This is a genomic window from Inquilinus limosus DSM 16000, from assembly GCF_000423185.1.
Lineage (GTDB): Bacteria > Pseudomonadota > Alphaproteobacteria > DSM-16000 > Inquilinaceae > Inquilinus > Inquilinus limosus.
In genome coordinates, this window is record NZ_AUHM01000005.1 from 233,237 (window position 1) to 254,134 (window position 20,898).

Below are 20,898 nucleotides of genomic sequence, written 5' to 3' on the forward strand. Positions count from 1 at the left end.
CGACCGCACCACAAACACGGGAACAGAGAGGCAGAAATGAACAACCGATTTTGCGCGAGTCTGATCCTGGCCGCCGTATCGGCGATGGCCATGGCCCAGCCGGCCGCGGCCGACACGCTGGAGAACCTGAAGGAGCAGGGCTTCGCCCGCATCGCCATCGCCAATGAGCCGCCCTTCACCGCCGTGGCGGCGGACGGCAAGGTCTCCGGCGCCGGGCCGGACGTGGCGCGCGAGGTGTTCAAGCGCATGGGCGTCCCCGACGTCGTCGCCTCGATCTCGGAATACGGCGCGATGATCCCCGGGCTGCAGGCGCGCCGCTTCGACGCGGTCACCGCCGGCCTGTTCATGAAGCCGGAGCGCTGCCGCGCCGTCGCCTATTCCCAGCCGATCCTGTGCGACGGCGAGGCCTTCGCGGTGAAGAAGGGCAACCCGTCGAACTTCCAGAGCTACGCCGATATCGCCGCCAACCCGGACGCCAAGATCGGCGCGCCGGGCGGCGGCACGGAGGAGCGGCTGGCGCTGGAGGCCGGGGTGCCGCGCGACCGGGTGATCGTGGTGCCGGACGGGCAGAGCGGCATCAAGATGCTTCAGGACGGCCGCATCGACGTCTATTCGCTGCCGATCCTGTCGATCCAGGATCTGCTGAAGAAGGCGAACGACCCGAACATCGAGATGGTCGGGCCGGTGAAGAACGCGCCGGTCTATTGCGACGGCGCAGCCTTCCGCAAGCAGGACACGGCGCTGCGCGACGCCTTCGACAAGGAGCTGGCGGCGCTGAAGCAGTCCGGCGAGTTCGCCAAGATCGTCGAGCCCTACGGCTTCTCGGCCAAGGCCGCGATCGACGCCAACCGTGACCAGCTCTGCGGCGGCACGAACTGAGACGGGCGGAGAGGCCGGTGACTGCTCCCACAACCCCGAAGACCGCACTCTTCTCTTGTCCCCCCTCCCCTTGCGGGAGGGGGTTAGGGGGAGGGGTCTGCGCGCGTCCGCGCGCGAATGGGCATGGGACGGAACTCGCCTCTCGGGTTGATCTCCCGCCGTCCGCAGCCGGTTCCAGCCGAGAAAACCCCCTCCCCCTACCCCCCTCCCGCGAGGGGAGGGGGGACTCGTTTGGCTTGGGTTGGCGACAACATCGCTGTCCTGACACCGTCACTCCGCGAGCAGCCGCATGAGCGAGTGGGAAGGCTATCTCGGGCTGATCCTGCAGGGCGCCTGGGTGACGATCGAGCTGACCGTGCTGGGCTGCGCCCTGGCGCTGGTGGTGGCGTTCATCGCGGGGCTCGGGCGGATATCGTCCAGCTTCGTGGTCCGCACGATCGCCGCCTGCTATGTCGAGTTCTTCCGCGGCACCTCGATCTTCGTGCAGCTGTTCTGGGTCTATTTCGTGCTGCCGCTGGCGGGGTTTGAGCTCAGCCCGCTGCAGGCCGGCGTGCTGGCTCTGGGACTCAATGTCGGGGCCTATGGGGCCGAGGTGGTGCGCGGCGCCGTGCAGTCGATCGGGCGGGAGCAGCGCGAGGCCTGCGTCGCGCTGAACCTGACGAAGCGCCAGAGCCTGTGGCACGTCATCCTGCCCCAGGCCTTCGTGCTGATGCTGCCGACCTTCGGCAACAACGCCATCGAGCTGCTGAAGGCGACGGCCGTGGTGTCGCTGATCTCGCTCGCCGACCTGACCTTCCAGGCCCAGATCGTGCGGGCCCAGACCGGCAGCACCGCCTTCCCCTTCCTCACCATCCTCGTGATCTATTTCGCGCTGGCGATGCTGATCTCGGCCGGGGTGCGGGCGCTGGAGCGCCGCCTGACCCGCGGCCTCGACGGCGTGCGGAGCTGAGCCATGGATTGGGACTGGGCCTTCGTCGCCGAGATCATGCCGACCCTGATCGAGGGCGTGAGGATCACCATCCTGGCCACCGTGCTCGGCTACGCCCTGGCGGTGGTTCTGGGCCTCGGCCTCGCTTTGCTGCGCCGGACCCCCCATCGCTGGCTGGCCCGCACCGTGGGCTTCCTGATCGAGTTCATCCGCGGCACGCCGCTGCTCGTGCAACTGTACTTCCTGTTCTACATCATGCCGGATCTCGGCCTGACGCTGTCGCCCTTGACCGCGGGGGTGATCGGCCTCGGCCTGCACTACGCCACCTACACCGCCGAGGTGTACCGCGCCGGCATCGACAACACCCCGCGCGGCCAGTGGGAGGCGGCGAAGGCCTGCAACCTGACCATGGGGCAGAGCTGGCGCCACGTGATCCTGCCGCAGGCGATCCCGCCGATGATCCCGGCGCTGGCCAACTACTTCATCGCCATGTTCAAGGAGACGCCGCTGCTCTCCGCCATCACGGTGCTGGAGCTGATGAACCAGGCCCGCAGCGTCGCCAACTTCAACTACCGCTACCTCGAGCCGATGACGCTCGTCGGCGCCTTCTTCCTCGTCATCAGCCTGATCGCCGTGGTCGGCCTCCGCTTCCTGGAGCGCCGCTTCCGGCCGTTGCGCTGAGCCGGAGCCCCGATGACTCAGATCATGCTGCCCGAGATCGAACGGTCCGCCCTGCCGCTCCGCTTCGACGACCGTCCGCTGGCGAAGCGGGTCGGCCTCGTCATCCTGGCGACCGACCACACCACCGAGCCGGACTTTCGCCGCATGGTCGCCAGCGACCGGATCGGCGTCTATGTCGCGCGCATCGCCTATGCCAACCCGACCACGCCGGAGAACCTGCGCCGGATGCAGCCGCGCCTCAGCGAGGGGGCCGGGCTGATCCTGCCGGAGGAGGCGCTGGACCTCGTCTGCTACTCCTGCACCTCGGCCTCGGTGGTGATGGGCGACGACGCGGTCGAGGACGCGATCCGTGAGGCCAAGCCGGGCGTCACGGTGGTGACCCCGCCGCTCGCCGCCCGCCGCGCCCTCGACGCGCTCGGCGTCCGCCGGATCGCGGTGCTGACCCCCTACACGGTCGAGACCAGCCGGCCGATGGCCGACTACTTCGCTGGCCACGGCACCGACATCGCCCGCTTCACCTGCCTCGGCCTCGACGACGACCGCGAGATGGCGCGGATCAGCCCGGCCTCGATCGTGGCGGCGGCCGAGGCGGCGATGGCGCCGGACGCCGAGGCGCTGTTCATCTCCTGCACCGCCCTGCGCGCCGCCGGGGTGGCGGCGGAGATCGAGCGGCGGATCGGCAAGCCGGTCGTGACCAGCAATCTCGCCACCGCCTGGATGGCCCTGCGCCTGTGCGGCGACGACCGCCCGCGGCCGGAGCTCGGGCGACTGATGGCGGTGGAAGGGGCGGGGCGATGAGCCACGCCGTCACCCTCAATACCATCCGCGCCGCGGCGGAGCGCATCGCCGACGAGGTGGTGCGGACGCCGCTGGTCCGCTCGGCGTCGCTGTCGGAGCGTGCCGGGGCGCCGGTGTTCCTGAAGCTCGAGACCCGGCAGACCACCGGCAGCTTCAAGCTGCGCGGCGCCACCAACGCCGTTCTGTCGCTGCCGGCCGAGGCGCGAAAGGTCGGCATCGCCGCGGCCTCGACCGGCAATCACGGCCGCGGCCTGGCCCATGCGGCCGCCCGCCAGGGGCTGCGCTGCGTCGTCTGCATGTCCAGCCTGGTGCCGGAGAACAAGGTCGCCGGCATCCGCGCGCTGGGTGCGGAGATCCGCATCGTCGGCCGGTCCCAGGACGACGCGCAGGAGGAGGTCGACCGGCTGGTGGCGGAGGAGGGCTTCACCGCCATCCCGCCATTCGACCATCCGGACGTGATCTCCGGCCAGGGCACGATCGGGCTCGAGATCGTCGCCGATCTGCCCGATGTCGCGCAGGTGGTAGTGCCGCTGTCCGGCGGCGGCCTGTTCGGCGGCATCGCCGCCGCGGTCAAGGCGCTGCGGCCGCAGGCCCGGATGGTCGGCGTGTCGATGGAACGCGGCCCAGCGATGGAGCGGAGCCTCGCCGCCGGCCGCCCGGTGGCCGTGGAGGAGCTGCCGACGTTGGCGGATTCGCTCGGCGGCGGCATCGGCCTCGACAACCGCCACACCTTCGCCCTGGCCCGCGACCTGCTCGACGAGGCGGTGCTGCTGACCGAGGCCGAGATCGCCGCCGCGATCGACCACGCCTATGCCGCGGAGCAGGAGATCGTCGAGGGCGGCGGCGCGGTCGGCATCGGCGCGCTGCTGGCCGGCAAGCTCACCGTAACCGGTCCGACCGTCCTGGTGGTCTCGGGCCGCAACATCGACATGGCGCTGCACCGGAAGATCGTCAGCGGCGCCTGGGAGGAGACACCGTGCCCCGCATGACCATCGTGACGGAGGCGGAGCTGCGCCGCGCCGTCCCGCTCGACCGCGACGCCGTCGCCTGCGTCGAGGAGGCGTTCCTGGCACTGGCCACCAAGGCGGTGGCGATGCCGCCGATCCTGCGCCTCGACATCCCCGAGCATCGCGGCGAGGTCGACGTCAAGACCGCCTATGTCCCCGGACTGGACGGCTTCGCCATCAAGATCAGCCCCGGCTTCTTCGACAATCCGAAGCTGGGCCTGCCCAGCACCAACGGACTGATGGTGCTGTTCAGCACCCGCACCGGGCTGGTCGACGCCGTGTTCCTGGACAATGGCTACCTGACCGATGTGCGGACTGCGGCCGCCGGGGCGGTGGCGACCAAGCACCTGTCCCGCCCGGACTCGCGGGTGGCTGCGGTCTTCGGCGCCGGGGTCCAGGCGCGGCTGCAGCTCAAGGCCCTGACCCTGGTGCGGCCGATCGCCGAGGCCCGCATCTGGGCCCGCCAGCCCGACCGGGCGCAGGCCCTGGCGGCAAGGCTCTCCGACGAGCTGGGACTTGCCGTCCACGCCGAGGCCGCGCCGCAGGCCGCAGTCGACGGAGCCGACATCATCGTCACCACCACCCCGGCGGCGGAGCCGATCCTGCGGGCCGGCTGGCTGGCGCCCGGCCAGCACGTCACCGCCATGGGCTCGGACGCCGAGCACAAGAACGAGCTGGACCCGGCGATCCTGGCCCGGGCCGATCTCTACGTCGCCGACAGCCTGGCCCAGACGCGCCGGCTGGGCGAGCTGCACCACGCCATCGCCGCCGGAACCGTCGCCGCGGACGCGGCCTTCCCCGAGCTCGGCGCCGTCATCGCCGGCACCGCGCCGGGCCGGCCCTCCGCCGCCGCGATCACCGTCGCCGACCTCACCGGCACCGGCGTCCAGGACACCGCCATCGCCACCCTCGCGCGCGGTCGCGTCGCCCATGCCGGGGTCGGCACACAATTCGAAAGCTGAAAGGCACAGCATGTCCGTAGAGCTCAATTTCAGCCGCGAGGAATATGCCGCGCGGCTCGCCAAGACCCGCGCCGCCATGGCCCGCAAGGGCATCGACCTGCTGTGGGTCAGCGACCCGTCGAATATGGCCTGGCTGACCGGCTATGACGGCTGGTCCTTCTATGTCCACCAGGGCGTGCTGGTGCCGCCGGAGGGCGAGCCGATCTGGTACGGCCGCGGCCAGGACGCCAACGGCGCCAAGCGCACCGCCTATCTGGCGCACGACAACATCATCGGCTACCCGGACCACTACGTGCAGTCGACCGAGCGGCACCCGATGGACCGGCTGGCCGAGATCATCGATTCGCGCGGCTGGGGCCGCCTGTCGATCGGCGTCGAGATGGACAATTACTGGTTCTCCGCCGCCGCCTTCGCCTCGCTGCAGCGCCACCTGCCCAATGCCCGCTTCATCGACGCCACGGCGCTGGTGAACTGGCAGCGCGCGGTGAAGAGCCCGCAGGAGCTGGACTACATGCGCCGCGCTGCCCGCATCGTCGAGGCGATGCACAGGCGGATCCTGGAGAAGGCCGAGCCCGGCCTGCGCAAGAACGACCTCGTCGCCGAGATCTACGACGCCGGCACCCGCGGGGTCGACGGCTTCGGCGGCGACTATCCGGCGATCGTGCCGCTGCTGCCCTCGGGCGCCGACGCCTCGGCCCCGCATCTGACCTGGGACGACAAGCCGATGCGCTCGGGGGAGGGCACCTTCTTCGAGATCGCCGGCTGCTACAAGCGCTACCACTGCCCGCTGTCGCGCACGGTGTTCCTGGGCAAGCCGACCCAGGCCTTCCTCGACGCCGAGAAGGCGGTGCTGGAAGGCATGGAGGCCGGGCTGGAGGCCGCGCGGCCGGGCAACACCTGCGAGGACATCGCCAACGCCTTCTTCGCCGTCCTCAAGAAGTACGGCATCGTCAAGGACAACCGCACCGGCTACCCGATCGGCCTCAGCTACCCGCCCGATTGGGGCGAGCGCACCATGAGCCTGCGCCCTGGCGACCGCACGGTGCTGGAGCCCGGCATGACCTTCCATTTCATGACCGGGCTGTGGCTGGAGGAGATGGGGCTGGAGATCACCGAGAGCATCGCCATCACCGACAGCGGCGTCGAGATCCTGGCCGACGTGCCCCGCCAGCTTTTCGTGAAGCCATGACGGTTCTCGACTTGCCGCCCTCGCCGATCGTCCCCTCGGTCGATTTCGGCCGCGACGGGGTGCAGCACGGCACGCTGCGCCTGCCGTACAGCCGGGACGATTCCGCCTGGGGCTCGGTGATGATCCCGGTCGCGGTGATCAAGAACGGGGAGGGGCCGACCGCGCTCCTCACCGGCGCCAATCACGGCGACGAGTACGAGGGGCCGATCGCCCTGTTCGAGCTGGCGCGGACGCTGGACCCGACGCAGGTCCGCGGCCGGGTGATCATCGTCCCGGCGATGAATTATCCGGCCTTCCGGGCCGGCACCCGCACCTCGCCGATCGACAAGGGCAACCTGAACCGCAGCTTCCCCGGCCGGCCGGACGGCACGGTGACGCAGAAGATCGCCGACTATTTCCAACGCCATCTGCTGCCGCTGGCCGACATCGTGCTGGACTTCCACTCCGGCGGCCGGACGCTCGACTTCGTGCCCTTCGCCGCCGCCCATATCCTGTCCGACAAGGACCAGGAGGCGCGCTGCTTCGCGGCGGTGGAGGCCTTCTCCGCCCCCTGGTCGATGCGGATGCTGGAGATCGACGCGGTCGGCATGTACGACACCGCGGCCGAGGCGGCAGGCAAGGTCTTCGTGACGACGGAGCTGGGCGGCGGCGGCACCGCCACCGCCCGCACGGCGGGGATCGCGAAGCGCGGCGTGCGCAACCTGCTGCGCCACGCCGGTATCCTGCAGGGCGAGGTCGACCGCGCGCCCAGCCGCTGGCTCGACATGCCGTCTTCCGACTGCTTCCGCTTCGCCGAGCAGGACGGCATGGCCGAGACCTGCGTCGACCTGGGCGATCCGGTGAAGAAGGGCGACGTGATCGCCCGCATCCATCCGGTCGACCGCACCGGCCCAGCGCCGGCGGAATACCGCGCGGCGCTCGACGGCATCCTGGCGGCGCGGCACTTCCCGGGGCTGGTGAAGGCCGGCGACTGCCTTGCGGTGATCGGGACGGTGGAGGGGTAGAAGGCGCCCCACCGAAGGCAGGCGGCTTCTTCGGCGGGATCGGCCGGCGGCGGTTCGTCGTCAGCGGATAAGTCTCGCCGCGAGCGCCTGCACTTCGCTGTCCCTGAACGGCTTCTGCAGCATCGGCCGCTCGACGAACCGGTCTTCGACGAGCTCGGGCGGCTGAGAGGAGATGAAGGCGAACGGGACGTTGTGCTCGGCCAGGATCTCCGCCGCGGGGTAAACTTCCTTGCCGCCGCTCAGCTCGATATCGAGGAGCGCGGCGTCCAGCCTGTTGTTCCCCGCCAGCTCCACGGCCTCGTCCAGTCTCGCCACCGGACCCAGGATCCGGAATCCCGCTTCGGTCAGCGCTTCCTTCACCAGGAGCGCGATCAGGAATTCGTCCTCGACCACGAGGACGCAAGGTTGTCGGTCGGGCTTCAAGGGCAGTCTCCCAGAGCGTTGCTTCTGTCGCATGGGCAACAGCCGGCGCGCGCTCTGAGTGCAAGTCACTTTATTGCGTTTCTGTCTGCTACGCTGGGACGGGAAATGGAGAGCCCGAGAACGCCACAGCCGAAGGACACGACGATGGCCGACAACGAACGCAACGATGAGCTGCGGTACGCGATGAACCAGCTCGAGGCCTGGCTCGAGCGGTGGCGGGCCGGCCGGACCCCCAACGGGGCCGAGCTGGCGGTCATCAAGCGGGCCGTCGGCGAGCTGCATATCGACGAGGGGGAGGCGCATGACGACGCAGAGCCATCGGCGCATCGGGAAATCGCCGATCTCCTGGCCGCGGTGGACCCGGACCACGCGCCCCGTATCGAGACGGCCGATCCCGCCGCGGTCGACTACAGCTTTCAGGAGTTCGAGCGCGACATGGAGCTGCTGAGGCCCAAATACGACTATCTGAACTGGCTGGGAGGGCGACCGGTCGGGCACGCCTAGCGCTCTCGCGCCCTCTCCTTGCGAGGGAATGTTCCCGGCTTGCCGAAGCGTCTCGCGGCGGCCATCTCCTTCCGAAGACCGAACCGGAGGACAGCGATGCCCGGCACCGGGCGAGACGGCGAGCTGCGCTACGCGCTGGACCAGCTGGAGCAGTGGCTGCAGCGCTGGAAGGCCGGCCACAGGATGACGTCGCGAGAGCGCTGGAACGTGCACTTCGCGGTCCAGCAGCTCAAGGCCGATGAGGGGGCGAGGCAGGATCCGAGGGCCGTGGCGAAAGCGGAGTCCGCGATCGACCCGATGAAGCGCATCGACCCGGAGCTTCCCGACGAGCCCGACGCCGCCGCCGCGCCCCGGATCGACTATTCGCTGGAGCAGTTCGAGCGCGACCTGATGCAGCTTCGGGAGAAGTTCGCCTATCTCGGCAGCCTGTCCGCCGGGGACGGGTAACGGCCTGCCCGGGCCAGCGCGGCCGACAGCCATCGCAGACGGCCGTCAGACGGCCATGATCTCCTCGATCGTCGTGACCGCAGCGCCCAGCCCGTCCTCGGCGGCCATGCGCTCGCCGAGCGCCTTGGCGCGCCGGCGTGCCTCGGTGCCCTCCGCGAAGGCGATCGCACGCGCCAGCCGGGGTGCTGTCAGGCTCTTGGCGGGCACGGCCGGCGCGGCCACGCCCAGCTGCGCGAGGCGGGCGGCCCAGAAGAACTGATCGCCGGCGAAGGGCACCGCGACCGACGGGATGCCGGCCCGCGCCGCCGAATGCGTCGTCCCGGAGCCGCAATGGTGGATCGCCAGGGACGTACGCGGGAAGAGCCAGCTGTGCGGCGTCTCGCCGATCGCCAGGATATTGTCCGGCAGGCGCGAGGGGTCGATGCCGCTCCAGCCCGGATAGAACAGCGCCCGGCGGCCCGCAACCGCACCGATCACCGCCTCGAGTATCGCATCGCGATCGAAGCCGACCATGCTGCCGAAGCCGATATAGAGCGGCGGGTCGCCGGCCGCCAGGAAATCGGCCAGCTCGTGCGGCGGCGACCAGTGCGGCGCAGGCAAGCTCCATTGGCCGCACACCTGCGCGTTGGCCGGCCAGTCGGCCGGACGCGGCAGGAGGCTGGGCGAGACGCCATACAGCATGGGATGGCTCGTCCAGAGCTCGCGCCGGGGCGGCAAACCGCAGGCGCGGGCGCGGGCGGCGTTGGTGGCGTTCCGGAAGGCCCGCCACAGCATCGCATTGACGAAGCGGTGGCTGGCGCGGTTGAGGAAGCGCGGCACGATCCCGGGCGGAAGCAGGGGCGACGGGAAGGCTGTGGTCGGGGAGATCGGGATCAGGCCGATCCCGATCGCCTTGACGCCGAGATGCTCGGCCGCGGACAGCCCGACGAAGGCGGCAAGGCCCGACAGGATGACCGCGTCGCACCCCTGTCCGTTCTCGACCACCGTGCGCATCCATGCCTCGGCATTGATGTTGGCGATGCGCGCCAGGGCCTTCGCCGTCCGGGTGAAGCGGTGCCCTCCGGCCACGGCGCCGGAAATGGCCTCGCTCGGCCGCAGGGTTCCACGGATGTCTCCGGCCAGCGCGATCGCCGGCACGTCCAGGGCGCGGGCGGCGCCGAGCGTAGCGCCGTCGGCGAGCAGGGTGGCCTCGTGGCCGGCATCCATCAGCGCCCGGCACAGCGCCGCGAGCGGACGGGTGTCACCCTCCGTCCCATAGGTCACGACGAGAAACTTCATGTCGCTCCGCCCCCCGACGGTCGTTCCCGATCATCGGCCGGTGAGACATCGAACGCAGGCTTGGATCGGCCGATTCGTGCAAACAGTCGCGTGAACTAGCCGCTTTGACCTGGCCGCTCAAGCTCTCCGACGCTCATCCTGATCGTGAGGGTGTCGTGGCGGCGCTGTTTTGTTCCGGGGCGAGAATGATCGTGAAGTCGAGGATGCTGCTTATTTGCTCATCAACGCCAGTTTCTTGAACGAGATACGCGAAGCTGGCGCTCACAACACCGTCTCCAGCCGGCTGAAGCGGACCGGGATGGACTCGCTGGCATAGAGCGTTCCGCCCGCGTCCTTGTCGATGACCGTCAGGATCTGGGCGTCGGCGGGGCCCAGCGGCATCACCAGGCGGCCGCCCGGCCGCAACTGGTCCAGGAGGGCCGTGGGCGGCTGGTCGGCTGCGGCCGTCACCATGATCTTGTCGTAGGGGGCATGCTCGGCCCAGCCGCGGGAGCCGTCGCCGATGCGGATGCCGATGTTGGACACGCCCAGCCGGCGCAGGCGCAGCCCGGCCTCGCCGGCCAGCTCCTCGACGATCTCGACGCTCCAGACCCGGCCCGCCAGCTCCGCCAGCACCGCCGCCTGGTAGCCGAGGCCGGTACCGACCTCCAGCACCACCTCGTCCGGCCCGGGGGCCAGCAGGTCGGTCATCAGCGCGCAGATGAAGGGCTGCGAGATCGTCTTGTCGAAACCGATCGGCAGCGGCGCGTCGTGGTAGCAGACGGCCGCGAGCTGCAGCGGGACGAAGAGGTGCCGCGGCACGCGCTCCATCGCCGCCAGCACCCGCCCGTCGAGGGCGGCGCGGCCGAGCTCGTCGCTCATCAGATCCGTATGGATCGCGATCACCTCGACCATGTGCCGCCGCAGGATCGCGAAATGCTCCTCACCCATCGGCTTCATGGTCGGCGGGCCTCGTCCCGGTCCAACATGTCTTCGGAGTATCCCGCCGAGCGGGCCTGCAGGTCCACAAGCATCCGCGCCTCGCCTCGTCTCCTCGCCCGGAGGCCTGTGAATGAAGTTGCGCCGGGCGGTGCCCGAGGGGCGGCGGCACGCCGTCGCAGCCTTGCCAGAGACCTTCGCTCCTCGCGATCCCGAGGGTCAAAGGTCGCCGCTCTCGGGAGCGTCCGTCGCCTCAGCTCCGCGCCCGCGGCAGGTAGAGACGCACGCGGGTGCCGCGGCCGACCTCGCTGTCGATCCGGATATGCCCGCCCGACTGGGTGACGAAGCCGTGGACCTGGCTGAGGCCGAGCCCGGTGCCTTCGCCTTCGCCCTTGGTCGTGAAGAACGGCTCGAACACCCGGGCCAGGACCTCCTTGCTCATGCCGCAGCCGGTGTCGCCGACCGTCACCCGCACATGGGTCGCGGCGATGCCCGGCACGTCCTCGATGTCCTCCGGGGCGTTGCTGGTCTCGATCGTCATCGTGCCGCGGCCCGCCATGGCGTCGCGCGCATTGACGGCGAGGTTGAGGAGCGCGACCTCGAGCTGGTTGGCGTCGATCAGGATCGGGCCGAGCGCCGGGTCGAGCTCGCACCGGATGGCGATGCCGCTGCCGAGCGAGCGTTCGAGGATGGTGGTCAGCGCCTCGATCCGCTGGTTGAGATCGACCAGCTCGGGCGCGAGCGACTGCCGGCGGGAGAAAGCCAGCAGCTGGTGGGTCAGCGCACCGCCGTTCTGGATCCGCCGCGACAGCTCCTCGATGATCTCCCGGATCTGCGGGCCGGCCGGGTCGCGGGCGATCTGCTTCTCCAGCAGCCGCAGGCCGGCCTGGATGACGGTGAGCAGGTTGTTGAAGTCATGGACGATTCCGGCCGTGAGCCGGCCGATGGCCTCCAGCTTCTGCGACTGCCGCCGGCGCTCCTCCTGCGCCCGCTGGGCCGACACGTCGCGCAGGCTGGCCAGCAGCGCCGGGGTGCCGGTCCAGGTCACCTCGACCACCCGCATCTCGACCTCGGCCGGGCCGCGGCCAGGGCGGTGGACCGTGATGAGCGTGGTCTCGCCCGAGACGACCGGCCGGCCCAGCGGCACGTGCAGCAGCTCGTCGCGAGGATGCCCGAAGATGTCGGCCGCGGCGGGGTTGGCGTAGAGCACGGTGCCGGCCAGATCGACCACCAGCACGCCATCGGCGGTGTGCTCGATCAGCAGCCGGAAACTCGGCTCGCTCAGATCGGCGAGCCGCCGTTCGTTCCGCGGGGCGGCGATCGTGGCCACCCGCAGAGCCGGAACCAAGGGGTCTGTCATGACGTGGTCTGGGGCGACATGGAGGAGTCGCCGAAGACGTCAGGCGCGCCCCCGAACGGCTCGCCGAGATGCATGCCGCCCCCATCGATGGTGAAGCGGCGGATATGCTTGTCGTGCTCGCTGCCGCGCATCTTCAGCACCATCAGGCCGCGATTCATCAGGTCGGCCTCCTGGATGTAGCGGAGCAGGATGATCGAATCGGTCAGGGTCGAGATGTGCTGCTCGCTGGCGCTCTGGCCGCCGACCAGCGATTTGTTGGTGGCGGTGCACAGCCCGGCGATCTCGCGCTTCTTGACGAAGGAGGTCAGGCTGATCAGGAATTCGCGGAACCCGGTCTCCGGGGCGATGCGCTCCAGCGCCGAAAGGCTGTCGACCGCGATCCGGTCCGGTTTGAACTCCTCGACCAGCTGGCGGATCATCAGCAGGTGGTCCGGCAGCCCCTGGGCCTCGGGATAGAGGCAGACGATCTTCAGCCGGCCGTCGGCCTCCATCGCCTCGAAATCGACGCCCCAGCCGCGGGCGTTGCGGAACAGCTGGCCGCGGCTTTCCTCGTAGCCGACCAGGAGCGCGCGCTCCCCCGCCGCCACGCCGCCGGCGAGAAAGTTGGTGACCAGAAGGGTCTTGCCGGTGCCGGTCGCGCCGCTGACCAGGGTCACGCTGTCGCGGAAGAAGCCGCCGCCGCACATCCGGTCCAGCTCCTCGTTGCCGCTGGTCACGCGCTTGGTGCTCGATTCCTGCTCGAGCCGCAGCGAGGACAGCGGAACGGCGACCATCCCCTTCTGCTCGAGCAGGGTGATCGGCACCTCGCCCTCGACATGGCGGCTGCCGCGCATCTTCAGCACCTCGATGGTGCGCCGGCGGCGCTCGCGGTCGAGGGAGTTGCGCAGGATGACGACGTTGTCGGCCACGAACTCCTCGATCCGGTGGCGCGAGATCTCGCCGTATTCGCTGTTGCGCTCCGCGGTCATCAGCACCGTCAGGCCCCGCTGCTTCAGCGCCGACGCGATGCGCAGCAGCTCGCGCCGCACCACCGACTGGTCGGCGATGAAATGGTCGAACAGCTGGGTCAGGGAGTCGAGCACGATGCGCTTGGCGTCCACCGTCTCGACCGCGTGCAGGATGCGGGCCAGAAGGCCCGACAGGTCGAACTCGCCCAGCACGACCTCGTCGCGGTCGCGCGGGCTGGCGTCGACGAAGGCCAGCTTGCCGGCCGCGCGCCAGCGGCCGATGTCCCAGCCGAAGCTGGCCATGTTGACCGCGATCTCCGCCGGCGATTCCTCGAAGGTCACGAACACCCCCGCCTCGCCGAGATCGGTGATGCCGTGGGCCAGGAACTGGGTCGCGAACACGGTCTTGCCGCTGCCGGGCGTGCCGCCGACGATCGTCATCCGTCCACGCGGCAGTCCGCCCATCACCAGGTCGTCGAACGCCTCGATGCCGGTCTTCACGCGACCGAGCACGGGGTCGAGGTCGATCTCCTCCTCCGGAACCATCACGCTAGATCCTTCTCTTCAGGCCAAAGAAATCGAGGACCTGATCGACGTCGCCGAGGTCGCCGATCAGGCGCCGCGGCGGCCGGCTGGACTCGTCCGACAGGGTCGGGGTCGCCAGGATGCCGGCCGTCTCGGCCGCCGAGCGGTCGGCCAGGATGTCGACGATCTCGATCTCGACCTGCCCGGCCATGGCGTCGATCAGCCGCTGCCGCCCTTCGAGCGCGCGCCGGGCGCCGGGCGTCTGCCCGGCCACATAGAGCCGCAGAAGCGGGATCGGTCCCAGGGCGGGCGGCGGCTGTGGGGTCATCGGTCACGCCTGGCTGCGGGCGAACAAGCGGTGTTGGCGTGCTCCGGGCGCCCCGCCAAGGAACCTCCGATAGTCGGCATTCCATTCTCCCGAGGCAGCGCGCGAGTCTCGCCCCGGGAGCCGATGCGCCGCCGCTCGTGCTCGAACAGGTCTCTGGCCAGCGCCGAATGCGCCTTTCTAGACCCGATCCACCCCTGCGTCTGTGCAGTAGTGGACACTTTTCCCGTCCTGGGGGCGTTGATCGGACGGAACGCAACGCAACGGGATTGCAAGATGGGGTACACGACGCACTACGCGCCCGACCAGATCGGCAACAACCTGCTGCGCGCCCTCAGGGCCGAAGACTGGGAGATCCTGAGGCCGATGCTGGAGGAATGGTCGGCGCCGACCGGCACGATCCTGCACCATCCGGGCGACACGGTCCGCTGCGCCTACTTCCCGCGCGGATCGAGCCTGATCTCCTATCTGGTCGTGCTCCAGGACGGTCGGGCCATCGAGACGGCCCTGGTCGGCCGGGAAGGGGCCATCGGCGGGATCGTCAGCCAGGGGCGCCTCCCGGCCCATGCCCGGGCGGAAGTGCAGCTCGGAGGCTCCTTCTTCCGGACCGAGCTGCATCATCTGGAGCAGGCGAAGATGCGGTCGCAGACGCTGCGGCACCTGTTCGCGCGCTATGCCGATTGCATGATGGCGCAGGTGTTCCAGTCGGTGGCCTGCAACGCCGCCCATTCGATCGAGCAGCGCACGGCGAAATGGCTGCTGGCGGCGATCGAGCGCACCGGCTCCCCCGATGTGGCGCTGACGCAGGAGCAGCTGTCGGCAACCCTCGGCGTCGGCCGAACCTATCTGAGCCGGATCATCCACGACCTGCGCGGACGCGGGGTGATCGAGACGCGGCGGGGACGCATCGGTGTCCGCGACGTGGACGGGCTGCGCGCCCTCGCCTGCGAATGCAACGCCGCCGTCAGCAGCCACTTCGACGACGTGCTGCAGGGCGTCTACCCGTCCGAGTTCGCCTTCGGGAAGTGATGCCGCAGCCGCCGGGCCCCATATCTATGGCCGGACCAACGATGGAGGCCCACCCTGCAGCCCGACCTGTTCGGCCCGCCGCTCGCCGGCCTGTCCACCGTCGAGGGCATCGTCTCGGCGGCGGAGGAGCGGCGGCTGATCGCGGCGATCGACGCGGTGGAGCTGTCGCCCTTCCGCTTTCACGGCTGGGAGGGGCGGCGCCTGACCGCCAGCTTCGGCTGGCGCTACGATTTCGACGACGGCAGCTTCCGGCCGGCGGAGCCGATCCCGGACTGGCTGCTGCCGCTGCGGGAGAAGGCGGCCCGCTTCGCCGGGCTGGGGCCGGCGGAGCTCGCCCAGGCGCTGCTGATCCGCTACGACCCCGGCGCCGGCATCGGCTGGCACCGGGACCGGCCGGTATTCGAGCATGTCGTCGGCGTCTCGCTCGGCACCGCGGCGACGATGCGCTTCCGGCGCCGAAGGCCGGAGGGCGGCTTCGACCGCGTCTCCCTGCCGCTGCCGCCGCGCTCCGCCTACCACCTGTCCGGCGAAGCTCGGCACGAGTGGGAGCACAGCATCCCGGAGATGGAGGGGACCCGCTGGTCGGTCACCTTCCGCAGCCTGTCGGGCCGGCGGCGCTGACGCCTCTCAGCCGAAGGCCACCAGCTCGCGCAGCTGGTCGAAATCCGCCACGATCGGCGCGCCCGCCTCGTTCGGCTTCACCATCTCGTCGCGGATGATCTGGACCACATGCAGGCCGGCCTGGTGCGCCGCCGCCACCTCGCGCGGGTTGTCGGTCAGGAACAGGATGCGCTCGGGCGCGGCGCCCAGATCGGCCGCGATCTTGGCGTAGGAGCCGGGCTCCACCTTGGCGCCGATATCGGTGTCGTAGTGCCGGCCGAAGAAGGGCCGCAGGTCGCCGCGGTTGGAGTGCTGGAAGAACTCGACCTGCGCCTTGACCGAGCCGGAGGAGAAGATGTGCATCGGCACGCCGGCCTTATGCCAGCCTTCCAGCGCCGCATGGGCGTCGTCGTAGATGTGGCCCTCGAAGGCGCCTTCCTTGTAGCCCTCCTCCCAGACCAGCCCCTGCAGCAGCTTCAGCGGCGGCACCTTCTGGTCGGCGTCCTGCCAGGCGATCAGGGCGGCGACCGGGTCCTGGCCAGGCCCGATCCGCTCCGCCGTCTCCTTCAGGGCGCGCTGCACCACCGGGTGGTCCGGGTGCTTCGCGACGAAGACCGGGATCCGCTCGCGCGCGAAGGGGTACAGCACGTCCAGCACATAGCGCTGCGAGCTGATCGTTCCTTCGATGTCGAGCAGGATCAGGTCGATCGGGTGGGTCTGGTAGGTCAGGGTCATCTCGGTCTCTCAGGCCGCGCGAGTCGCCGCCACGATATCGGCTGTCGTCCGGAAACGCTCGGGCTCCGTCAGCATGCGCCGGGCCAGCAGCACGGTGCGGCGCTCGCAGGCGGCGCGGCGGTCCGGGTCGGCGATCCGCAGGAAGTCGGCGACATGGGCATAGCTGAACACCCGGCGGATCATCTTCAGCGCGGCGAAGCCGACCATATCGGCGAAGATCTCTGCCTCCAGAGCTTCGCAGTCCGGCCGCAGCAGGGCGGCCGAAGCGGGTTTGGGGAACAGGTCGTCGTGATAGGCGTCGCCGCCGCCTCCGGTCTCCCACAGCCGGCGGAAGGTGCGGCTGAAACTGTCCCACAGCAGCGCCGGCTGTTCCAGCAGCCATTCGGCCATGGCGGCGCGGTCATCGCCCGGCCCGGCATGGCCCGGCTGCGTCAGGTGGCTGATCAGGATGTTGGCGAGATAGGCGCCGAGATCGAAGCCGATCGGGCCGTAGAGGGCGAATTCCGGGTCGATCACCTTGGTGTCCGTCTCGGTCACCATGATCGCCGCGGTGTGCAGGTCGGAATGGATCAGCGCCTGGCCCACGGTCAGGAAGCGCCAGGCCAGGCGGCCGGCGGCGCGCTTGAGCTCGACGTCCTCGCGGAAGCCATGGGCCAAGTCGTCGAGCTGCGGGCTGGTCCAGGAGCTGCGCGGGTTGTCGCGATAGGCGTCCTGGAAGATCAGGTCGAGCGTGATGCGCTGCAGCTCCACCCCGGCGGCGAAGCGGGCCTGCCATTCGCGCACCCGCTCCAGCGGCTGGTGGAAGGGCGAGGTGCGGTAGCACGCGCGGGCGACGAAGGCGCCGATATCGGCCGAGACGCGGGGGAAGCGCTTGCCCTCGATCAGGGCGTAGCGCAGCGTCTCGTGCGGCGTCAGCAGCTCCATTGCCAGGATCTGCCGGCCGGGGTCGTAGTGGTACAGCTTCGGCAGCGCGCCTTCGGCCAGCGGCCCGACGATGGCGAGGTAGGACTGCTCGAAATAGGCGCGGTTGTCCGGCAAGGGCCAGCTCTCGCCGGCGTGGCGCACCCAGGGCAGGGCCTGCTTCAGGCACAGCCCGCCGGCCGGGCCGCGCACCAGGAAGACGACGTTGAGGAAACCGTCGCTGGCCTCGCGGATGTCCCAGGCCTCCGGGGCGCCGTCGAGGATCGCGGTCAGGTCCGGATGGGCGGCGAGATAGGCGCGGGCGGCCGGGACGTCCAACGCGCGAACGGTGTCGGTCACTTCACGCTCCCCTCGGTCAGACCCGCCACCAGCCAGCGCTGGGCCAGCAGGGCGATGAGATAGATCGGCGCGATCCCGACCAGCGAGGCCGCGGCCATCTGGCCGAAGTTCACCAGCCGGTCGCCCTGGAACAGCGAGATGCCGACGGTCAGCGTCCGGGTCTCGTCGGCGAAGGTGAAGACCGAGGCGAACAGGAACTCGTTGTAGCCGAGGATGACCACGATGATCGCGGTCGCGGCGATGCCGGGGGCGACCAGCGGCGCGATCACCCGGACGAGGGTCAGGAGCGGCCCGGCGCCGTCGATCGCCGCCGCATCCTCGATCTCGCGCGGGATGCGGCGCAGGAACGGGACCAACAGCCACAGCGCCACCGGCACATTGGTCAGGCCGTAGACCAGGGCCAAGCCGACCACGCTGTTGAGGAGTCCGGTCGCCTTCAAGAGGAAGAAGAATGGGATCGCGGCCACGATCGGCGGCGCGACGAAGCTGCCGAAGGCGATCGAGATCAGCCGCTCCCCCGCCTTGTCCAGGCGCAGGCAGGCATAGGACGCCGGCAGGGCGATCAGGATGGTGACGATGCCGCCCAGCACCGCGGTCAGCACCGAATTGACGATGAAGCGGGTCAGCGGCGTGGCGCCGAAGGCCGCCGGCCAGTTGGCCAGGGTCGGCGCCTCCGGCAGGAAGCTGCCGCTCAGCACCTGGTCCGGGGACTTGAAGGAGACCGAGAGCAGATAGGCCAGCGGCAGCAGGAAGGCCGCCGCCACCAGCACGGCGATCAGGTCGATCCAGGACCAGCGGTGCGATGCCTCCGGCCGTGACGCATGGGCGGTGAAGGTCATGTGTACCGCGCCTCCAGCCGCTTCGCCGCGCGCGAGGCCGGCCACACCACCAAGCTGACGAAGCCGACGAAAACCAGGGTCGCCGCGGCGGCGCGGCCGACGTCGAACTGCTCGAAGGCCAGGCGCCAGATCAGGAAGCCGCTGGTCGTGGTGTCGAAGCCCGGGCCGCCGAAGGTCAGGACATAGACCAAGTCGAACAGCTTGAACGCCATGACCAGCCGCAGCAGGAACACCGCAGCCAGCGTCGGCACCAGCAGCGGCAGGGTGATGTGGCGGAAGCGCTGCCAAGTCGTGGCGCCGTCCAGCCGCGCCGCCTCCATCACCTCTTCCGACAGACCCTTCATCGCGGCGAAGCAGAGCAGGGCGACGAAGGGCGTCCACTGCCAGGCGTTGGCGATCACGACCGCTGCCGCGGCCCAGGCGGAGGAGCCGAGGAAGCTCATCGGCGCGTCGATCAGCCCGGCGGCGTGCAGCCAGCCGTTCAGCAGGCCGCCATCGGCGGCGAAGATCAGCTTCCAGGCGACGCCGACCATCACCGGCGGGGTCATCAGCGGCAGCAGGGCCAAGCTGGTGAACATCCGGCCGGCCTTCACCAGCCGGTGGAACAGCAGGGCCAGCGCCAAACCCAGCACCAGCTCGATCGCCGCCATCGGCAGGGCGAAGGCGGCGCTGCGCCACAACGAGGCCAGGAAGGCCGGGTCGCCCAGCACCCGCGCGAAATTGGCGATGCCGGCCCAGTCGCGCAGCGGCTTGCCGAGGGTGCTCTTGCTGAGGGAGAGGGCGACCAGCGCCGCCAGCGGATAGAGCGTGGTCAGGACCAGCGCGACCACGAGAGGCGAGGCCAGGGACGCCGTCCCCAGCCGCCACCGCCGGCGCCGCGCCGGCGCCTCCGCCCGTGCCGTGTCGATGCTCTCCGCGAGGGTCATCACGAACCGATGATCGAGGTCCACTGCTCATGCGCCGCCGCGATCGCCTCCTCGGGCGACTTCTGGTCGGCCAGCACCAGCGCCAGCTCGTCGGCCAGCGCCTGCATCAGCTGCGGCGATTCCGGGCCGTTCGGCCAGGGCAGGCCGTTCTCCAGCGCCCCGGCCAGCGCGGTCTGCACCTTCGGCGCGAATTGCTTGTACTCCGGCGCGTTCAGCGTCGAGGTGCGGTCCGGGTCGATGCCGCTGCCGGTGGTCAGCAGCAGCTCCAGCCCGGTCTTGGCGCTGGTCGCGAACTTGATGAACTCCCAGGCATGCTCCTGCTTTTCGGAGCCCGCGGAGATGGCGAAGGCGAAGCCGGAGTTCAGCGCCAGCCGGCTGGTCTTGTTCGAACCGCCGACCGGGATGCGCACCGCGTCCCACTTGTCGACGATCTTCGATCCCTTCGGGTCCTGGGCATAGACGCCGAGGTCGCTCCAGAACTCGATCATCGCCACCTTGCCGGACAGGAAGGCCGGCAGGCCTTCCTCGAACCGCGTCTCCAGCGGCGTCGGCAGGGCCGAGGGCGCGGCGTCCTTCAGCGCCTTCGCGGCCTCGACCGCCGGGCCCTCGTCGAGGGCGGAGGAGCCGTCCTCCTTCAGGTAGCGGCCGCCGAAGCCGGCCAGGCGGTTGGCGTAGGATGCGCCGATGATGATCGGCGCCTTGCCGCCCAGCACCGCGGCGCCGTAGATGCCGTTGGCCTTCTCGGCCTCGGTGATCGCCTTCGACCGCTCCAGATACTCGTCCCAGGTGGTCGGGGGCTTGAGACCGTGCCGGTCGAAGATCTCCTTGTTGTAGAACAGCAGGTGGCTGTCGCCGTCATAGGGCAGGCCCCAGCGCTTGCCGTCGGCCAGCGTATACGGATCATAGATCGAGCGCAGATAGTCGTCCGGCTGGATCTCGGCCTTGTCGCGTTCGATCCATTCGGTGACATCGACGATGATGCCGTCATCCGCCAGCGCGCCGACCCCGGTGTACCAGTAGTCGATCACGTCGAAATTGTTGGTGCCGGACTGGACGTCCAGCGTCGCTTTGGCCTGCAGCTGGTCGTAGGGCACGGCGGTGACGTTGACCTTGCCGCCGGTCGCCTTCTCCCAGGCCTCGGCCAGGTACCGCCCGGCCACCACATGCGGCTGGATGATCATCAGGTTCAGGCTCTGCCCGTCGAAGCGCTTGCCTTGGGCGACGGCGCGGCCGAAGGGCGTACCGGACAGGCCGAGCCCGAGGGCACCGGCGGAAGCCCCGGCCAGGAGGCGGCGGCGGCCGATCGGGAAGGTGTGGTCGCGGGAGGAGGTCAT

The 20,898-nt window shown here is 70.0% G+C and carries 23 protein-coding genes; 12 read left to right on the plus strand and 11 right to left on the minus strand.

Annotation, left to right across the window (positions count from 1 at the left end):
- Nucleotides 1-36 precede the first annotated feature (36 nt).
- The 8 genes from ehuB to doeB all read left to right on the plus strand — a co-directional run bounded on the left by ehuB (nt 37) and on the right by doeB (nt 7,448).
- A complete protein-coding gene (ehuB, locus tag G537_RS0108420; RefSeq protein WP_051248187.1) occupies nt 37-879 on the plus strand; it encodes an ectoine/hydroxyectoine ABC transporter substrate-binding protein EhuB in 843 nt (280 codons plus the stop codon).
- Nucleotides 880-1,168: 289 nt separating this feature from the next.
- Nucleotides 1,169-1,828 (plus strand): ectoine/hydroxyectoine ABC transporter permease subunit EhuC, encoded by a 660-nt coding sequence (gene ehuC, locus G537_RS0108425; RefSeq protein WP_026869743.1) that lies wholly within the window; start codon nt 1,169-1,171, stop codon nt 1,826-1,828.
- A 3-nt stretch (nt 1,829-1,831) separates the two neighbouring features.
- Complete coding sequence (gene ehuD / locus G537_RS0108430) at nt 1,832-2,488, plus strand: ectoine/hydroxyectoine ABC transporter permease subunit EhuD (protein ID WP_026869744.1); 657 nt, start codon at nt 1,832-1,834, stop codon at nt 2,486-2,488.
- A gap of 12 nt (nt 2,489-2,500) precedes the next feature.
- Nucleotides 2,501-3,286: an ectoine utilization protein EutA gene (eutA, locus tag G537_RS0108435; protein WP_211230328.1), complete on the plus strand. Its 786-nt coding sequence runs from the start codon at nt 2,501-2,503 to the stop codon at nt 3,284-3,286.
- Nucleotides 3,283-4,275: a hydroxyectoine utilization dehydratase EutB gene (gene eutB / locus G537_RS0108440; RefSeq protein ID WP_026869746.1), complete on the plus strand. Its 993-nt coding sequence runs from the start codon at nt 3,283-3,285 to the stop codon at nt 4,273-4,275. The genes eutA and eutB overlap by 4 nt, the downstream gene beginning before the upstream one ends.
- Nucleotides 4,272-5,255, plus strand: coding sequence for an ectoine utilization protein EutC (gene eutC, locus G537_RS0108445; RefSeq protein ID WP_245578983.1), 984 nt, complete (start codon nt 4,272-4,274; stop codon nt 5,253-5,255). The genes eutB and eutC overlap by 4 nt, the downstream gene beginning before the upstream one ends.
- A gap of 10 nt (nt 5,256-5,265) precedes the next feature.
- The gene (gene doeA / locus G537_RS0108450) at nt 5,266-6,444 is read left to right on the plus strand and encodes an ectoine hydrolase DoeA (RefSeq protein WP_026869748.1); all 1,179 of its coding nucleotides are present in this window, start codon (nt 5,266-5,268) and stop codon (nt 6,442-6,444) included.
- Entirely contained in the window at nt 6,441-7,448 is a 1,008-nt protein-coding gene (gene doeB, locus G537_RS0108455; RefSeq protein ID WP_026869749.1) for a N(2)-acetyl-L-2,4-diaminobutanoate deacetylase DoeB, read from the plus strand. The genes doeA and doeB overlap by 4 nt, the downstream gene beginning before the upstream one ends.
- Before the next feature lie 60 nt (nt 7,449-7,508).
- Here the strand turns inward: doeB and G537_RS44245 are convergent, their stop codons facing one another.
- Nucleotides 7,509-7,871: a response regulator gene (locus G537_RS44245; RefSeq protein ID WP_034851020.1), complete on the minus strand. Its 363-nt coding sequence runs from the start codon at nt 7,869-7,871 to the stop codon at nt 7,509-7,511.
- A gap of 144 nt (nt 7,872-8,015) precedes the next feature.
- Here G537_RS44245 and G537_RS44250 point away from each other — a divergent pair, with 144 nt between their 5' ends.
- Both G537_RS44250 and G537_RS44255 read left to right on the plus strand, forming a co-directional pair.
- Nucleotides 8,016-8,375 carry a hypothetical protein gene (locus G537_RS44250; protein WP_026869751.1) on the plus strand — a complete coding sequence of 120 codons (360 nt, stop codon included), beginning with the start codon at nt 8,016-8,018 and terminating at the stop codon, nt 8,373-8,375.
- A 96-nt stretch (nt 8,376-8,471) separates the two neighbouring features.
- Nucleotides 8,472-8,822 carry a hypothetical protein gene (locus tag G537_RS44255; protein ID WP_026869752.1) on the plus strand — a complete coding sequence of 117 codons (351 nt, stop codon included), beginning with the start codon at nt 8,472-8,474 and terminating at the stop codon, nt 8,820-8,822.
- Nucleotides 8,823-8,867: 45 nt separating this feature from the next.
- Here the strand turns inward: G537_RS44255 and G537_RS0108475 are convergent, their stop codons facing one another.
- The 5 genes from G537_RS0108475 to G537_RS0108495 all read right to left on the minus strand — a co-directional run bounded on the left by G537_RS0108475 (nt 8,868) and on the right by G537_RS0108495 (nt 14,178).
- A complete protein-coding gene (locus G537_RS0108475) occupies nt 8,868-10,100 on the minus strand; it encodes a glycosyltransferase (RefSeq protein ID WP_026869753.1) in 1,233 nt (410 codons plus the stop codon).
- Between the two features lie 261 nt (nt 10,101-10,361).
- The gene (locus G537_RS0108480; protein ID WP_026869754.1) at nt 10,362-11,039 is read right to left on the minus strand and encodes a protein-L-isoaspartate(D-aspartate) O-methyltransferase; all 678 of its coding nucleotides are present in this window, start codon (nt 11,037-11,039) and stop codon (nt 10,362-10,364) included.
- 232 nt (nt 11,040-11,271) lie between these two features.
- On the minus strand, nt 11,272-12,378 hold the full coding sequence (locus tag G537_RS37015) for a two-component system sensor histidine kinase NtrB (protein ID WP_081688687.1): 1,107 nt from the start codon (nt 12,376-12,378) through the stop codon (nt 11,272-11,274).
- Entirely contained in the window at nt 12,375-13,871 is a 1,497-nt protein-coding gene (gene kaiC / locus G537_RS37020) for a circadian clock protein KaiC (RefSeq protein ID WP_034851131.1), read from the minus strand. The genes G537_RS37015 and kaiC overlap by 4 nt, the downstream gene beginning before the upstream one ends.
- A 4-nt stretch (nt 13,872-13,875) precedes the next feature.
- On the minus strand, nt 13,876-14,178 hold the full coding sequence (locus tag G537_RS0108495; protein ID WP_034851022.1) for a circadian clock KaiB family protein: 303 nt from the start codon (nt 14,176-14,178) through the stop codon (nt 13,876-13,878).
- 273 nt (nt 14,179-14,451) lie between these two features.
- Between G537_RS0108495 and G537_RS0108500 the strand changes: the two genes are divergently transcribed.
- Nucleotides 14,452-15,204 carry a Crp/Fnr family transcriptional regulator gene (locus G537_RS0108500; protein WP_026869756.1) on the plus strand — a complete coding sequence of 251 codons (753 nt, stop codon included), beginning with the start codon at nt 14,452-14,454 and terminating at the stop codon, nt 15,202-15,204.
- 156 nt (nt 15,205-15,360) lie between these two features.
- Nucleotides 15,361-15,825, plus strand: coding sequence for an alpha-ketoglutarate-dependent dioxygenase AlkB (locus G537_RS0108505; protein WP_211230329.1), 465 nt, complete (start codon nt 15,361-15,363; stop codon nt 15,823-15,825).
- A gap of 6 nt (nt 15,826-15,831) precedes the next feature.
- Here the strand turns inward: G537_RS0108505 and mtnC are convergent, their stop codons facing one another.
- Genes mtnC through G537_RS0108530 form a run of 5 tightly spaced genes read right to left on the minus strand, consistent with a single transcriptional unit; the run spans nt 15,832 to nt 20,898 of the window.
- Nucleotides 15,832-16,539 (minus strand): acireductone synthase, encoded by a 708-nt coding sequence (gene mtnC, locus G537_RS0108510; protein ID WP_051248191.1) that lies wholly within the window; start codon nt 16,537-16,539, stop codon nt 15,832-15,834.
- Between the two features lie 9 nt (nt 16,540-16,548).
- On the minus strand, nt 16,549-17,799 hold the full coding sequence (gene mtnK, locus G537_RS0108515) for an S-methyl-5-thioribose kinase (RefSeq protein WP_026869759.1): 1,251 nt from the start codon (nt 17,797-17,799) through the stop codon (nt 16,549-16,551).
- Nucleotides 17,796-18,638 (minus strand): carbohydrate ABC transporter permease, encoded by an 843-nt coding sequence (locus tag G537_RS0108520; RefSeq protein ID WP_081688688.1) that lies wholly within the window; start codon nt 18,636-18,638, stop codon nt 17,796-17,798. Before G537_RS0108520 ends, mtnK begins: the two co-directional genes overlap by 4 nt.
- Nucleotides 18,635-19,564 carry a carbohydrate ABC transporter permease gene (locus G537_RS0108525; protein WP_026869761.1) on the minus strand — a complete coding sequence of 310 codons (930 nt, stop codon included), beginning with the start codon at nt 19,562-19,564 and terminating at the stop codon, nt 18,635-18,637. Before G537_RS0108525 ends, G537_RS0108520 begins: the two co-directional genes overlap by 4 nt.
- Complete coding sequence (locus G537_RS0108530) at nt 19,564-20,898, minus strand: ABC transporter substrate-binding protein (protein ID WP_051248194.1); 1,335 nt, start codon at nt 20,896-20,898, stop codon at nt 19,564-19,566. The genes G537_RS0108525 and G537_RS0108530 overlap by 1 nt, the downstream gene beginning before the upstream one ends.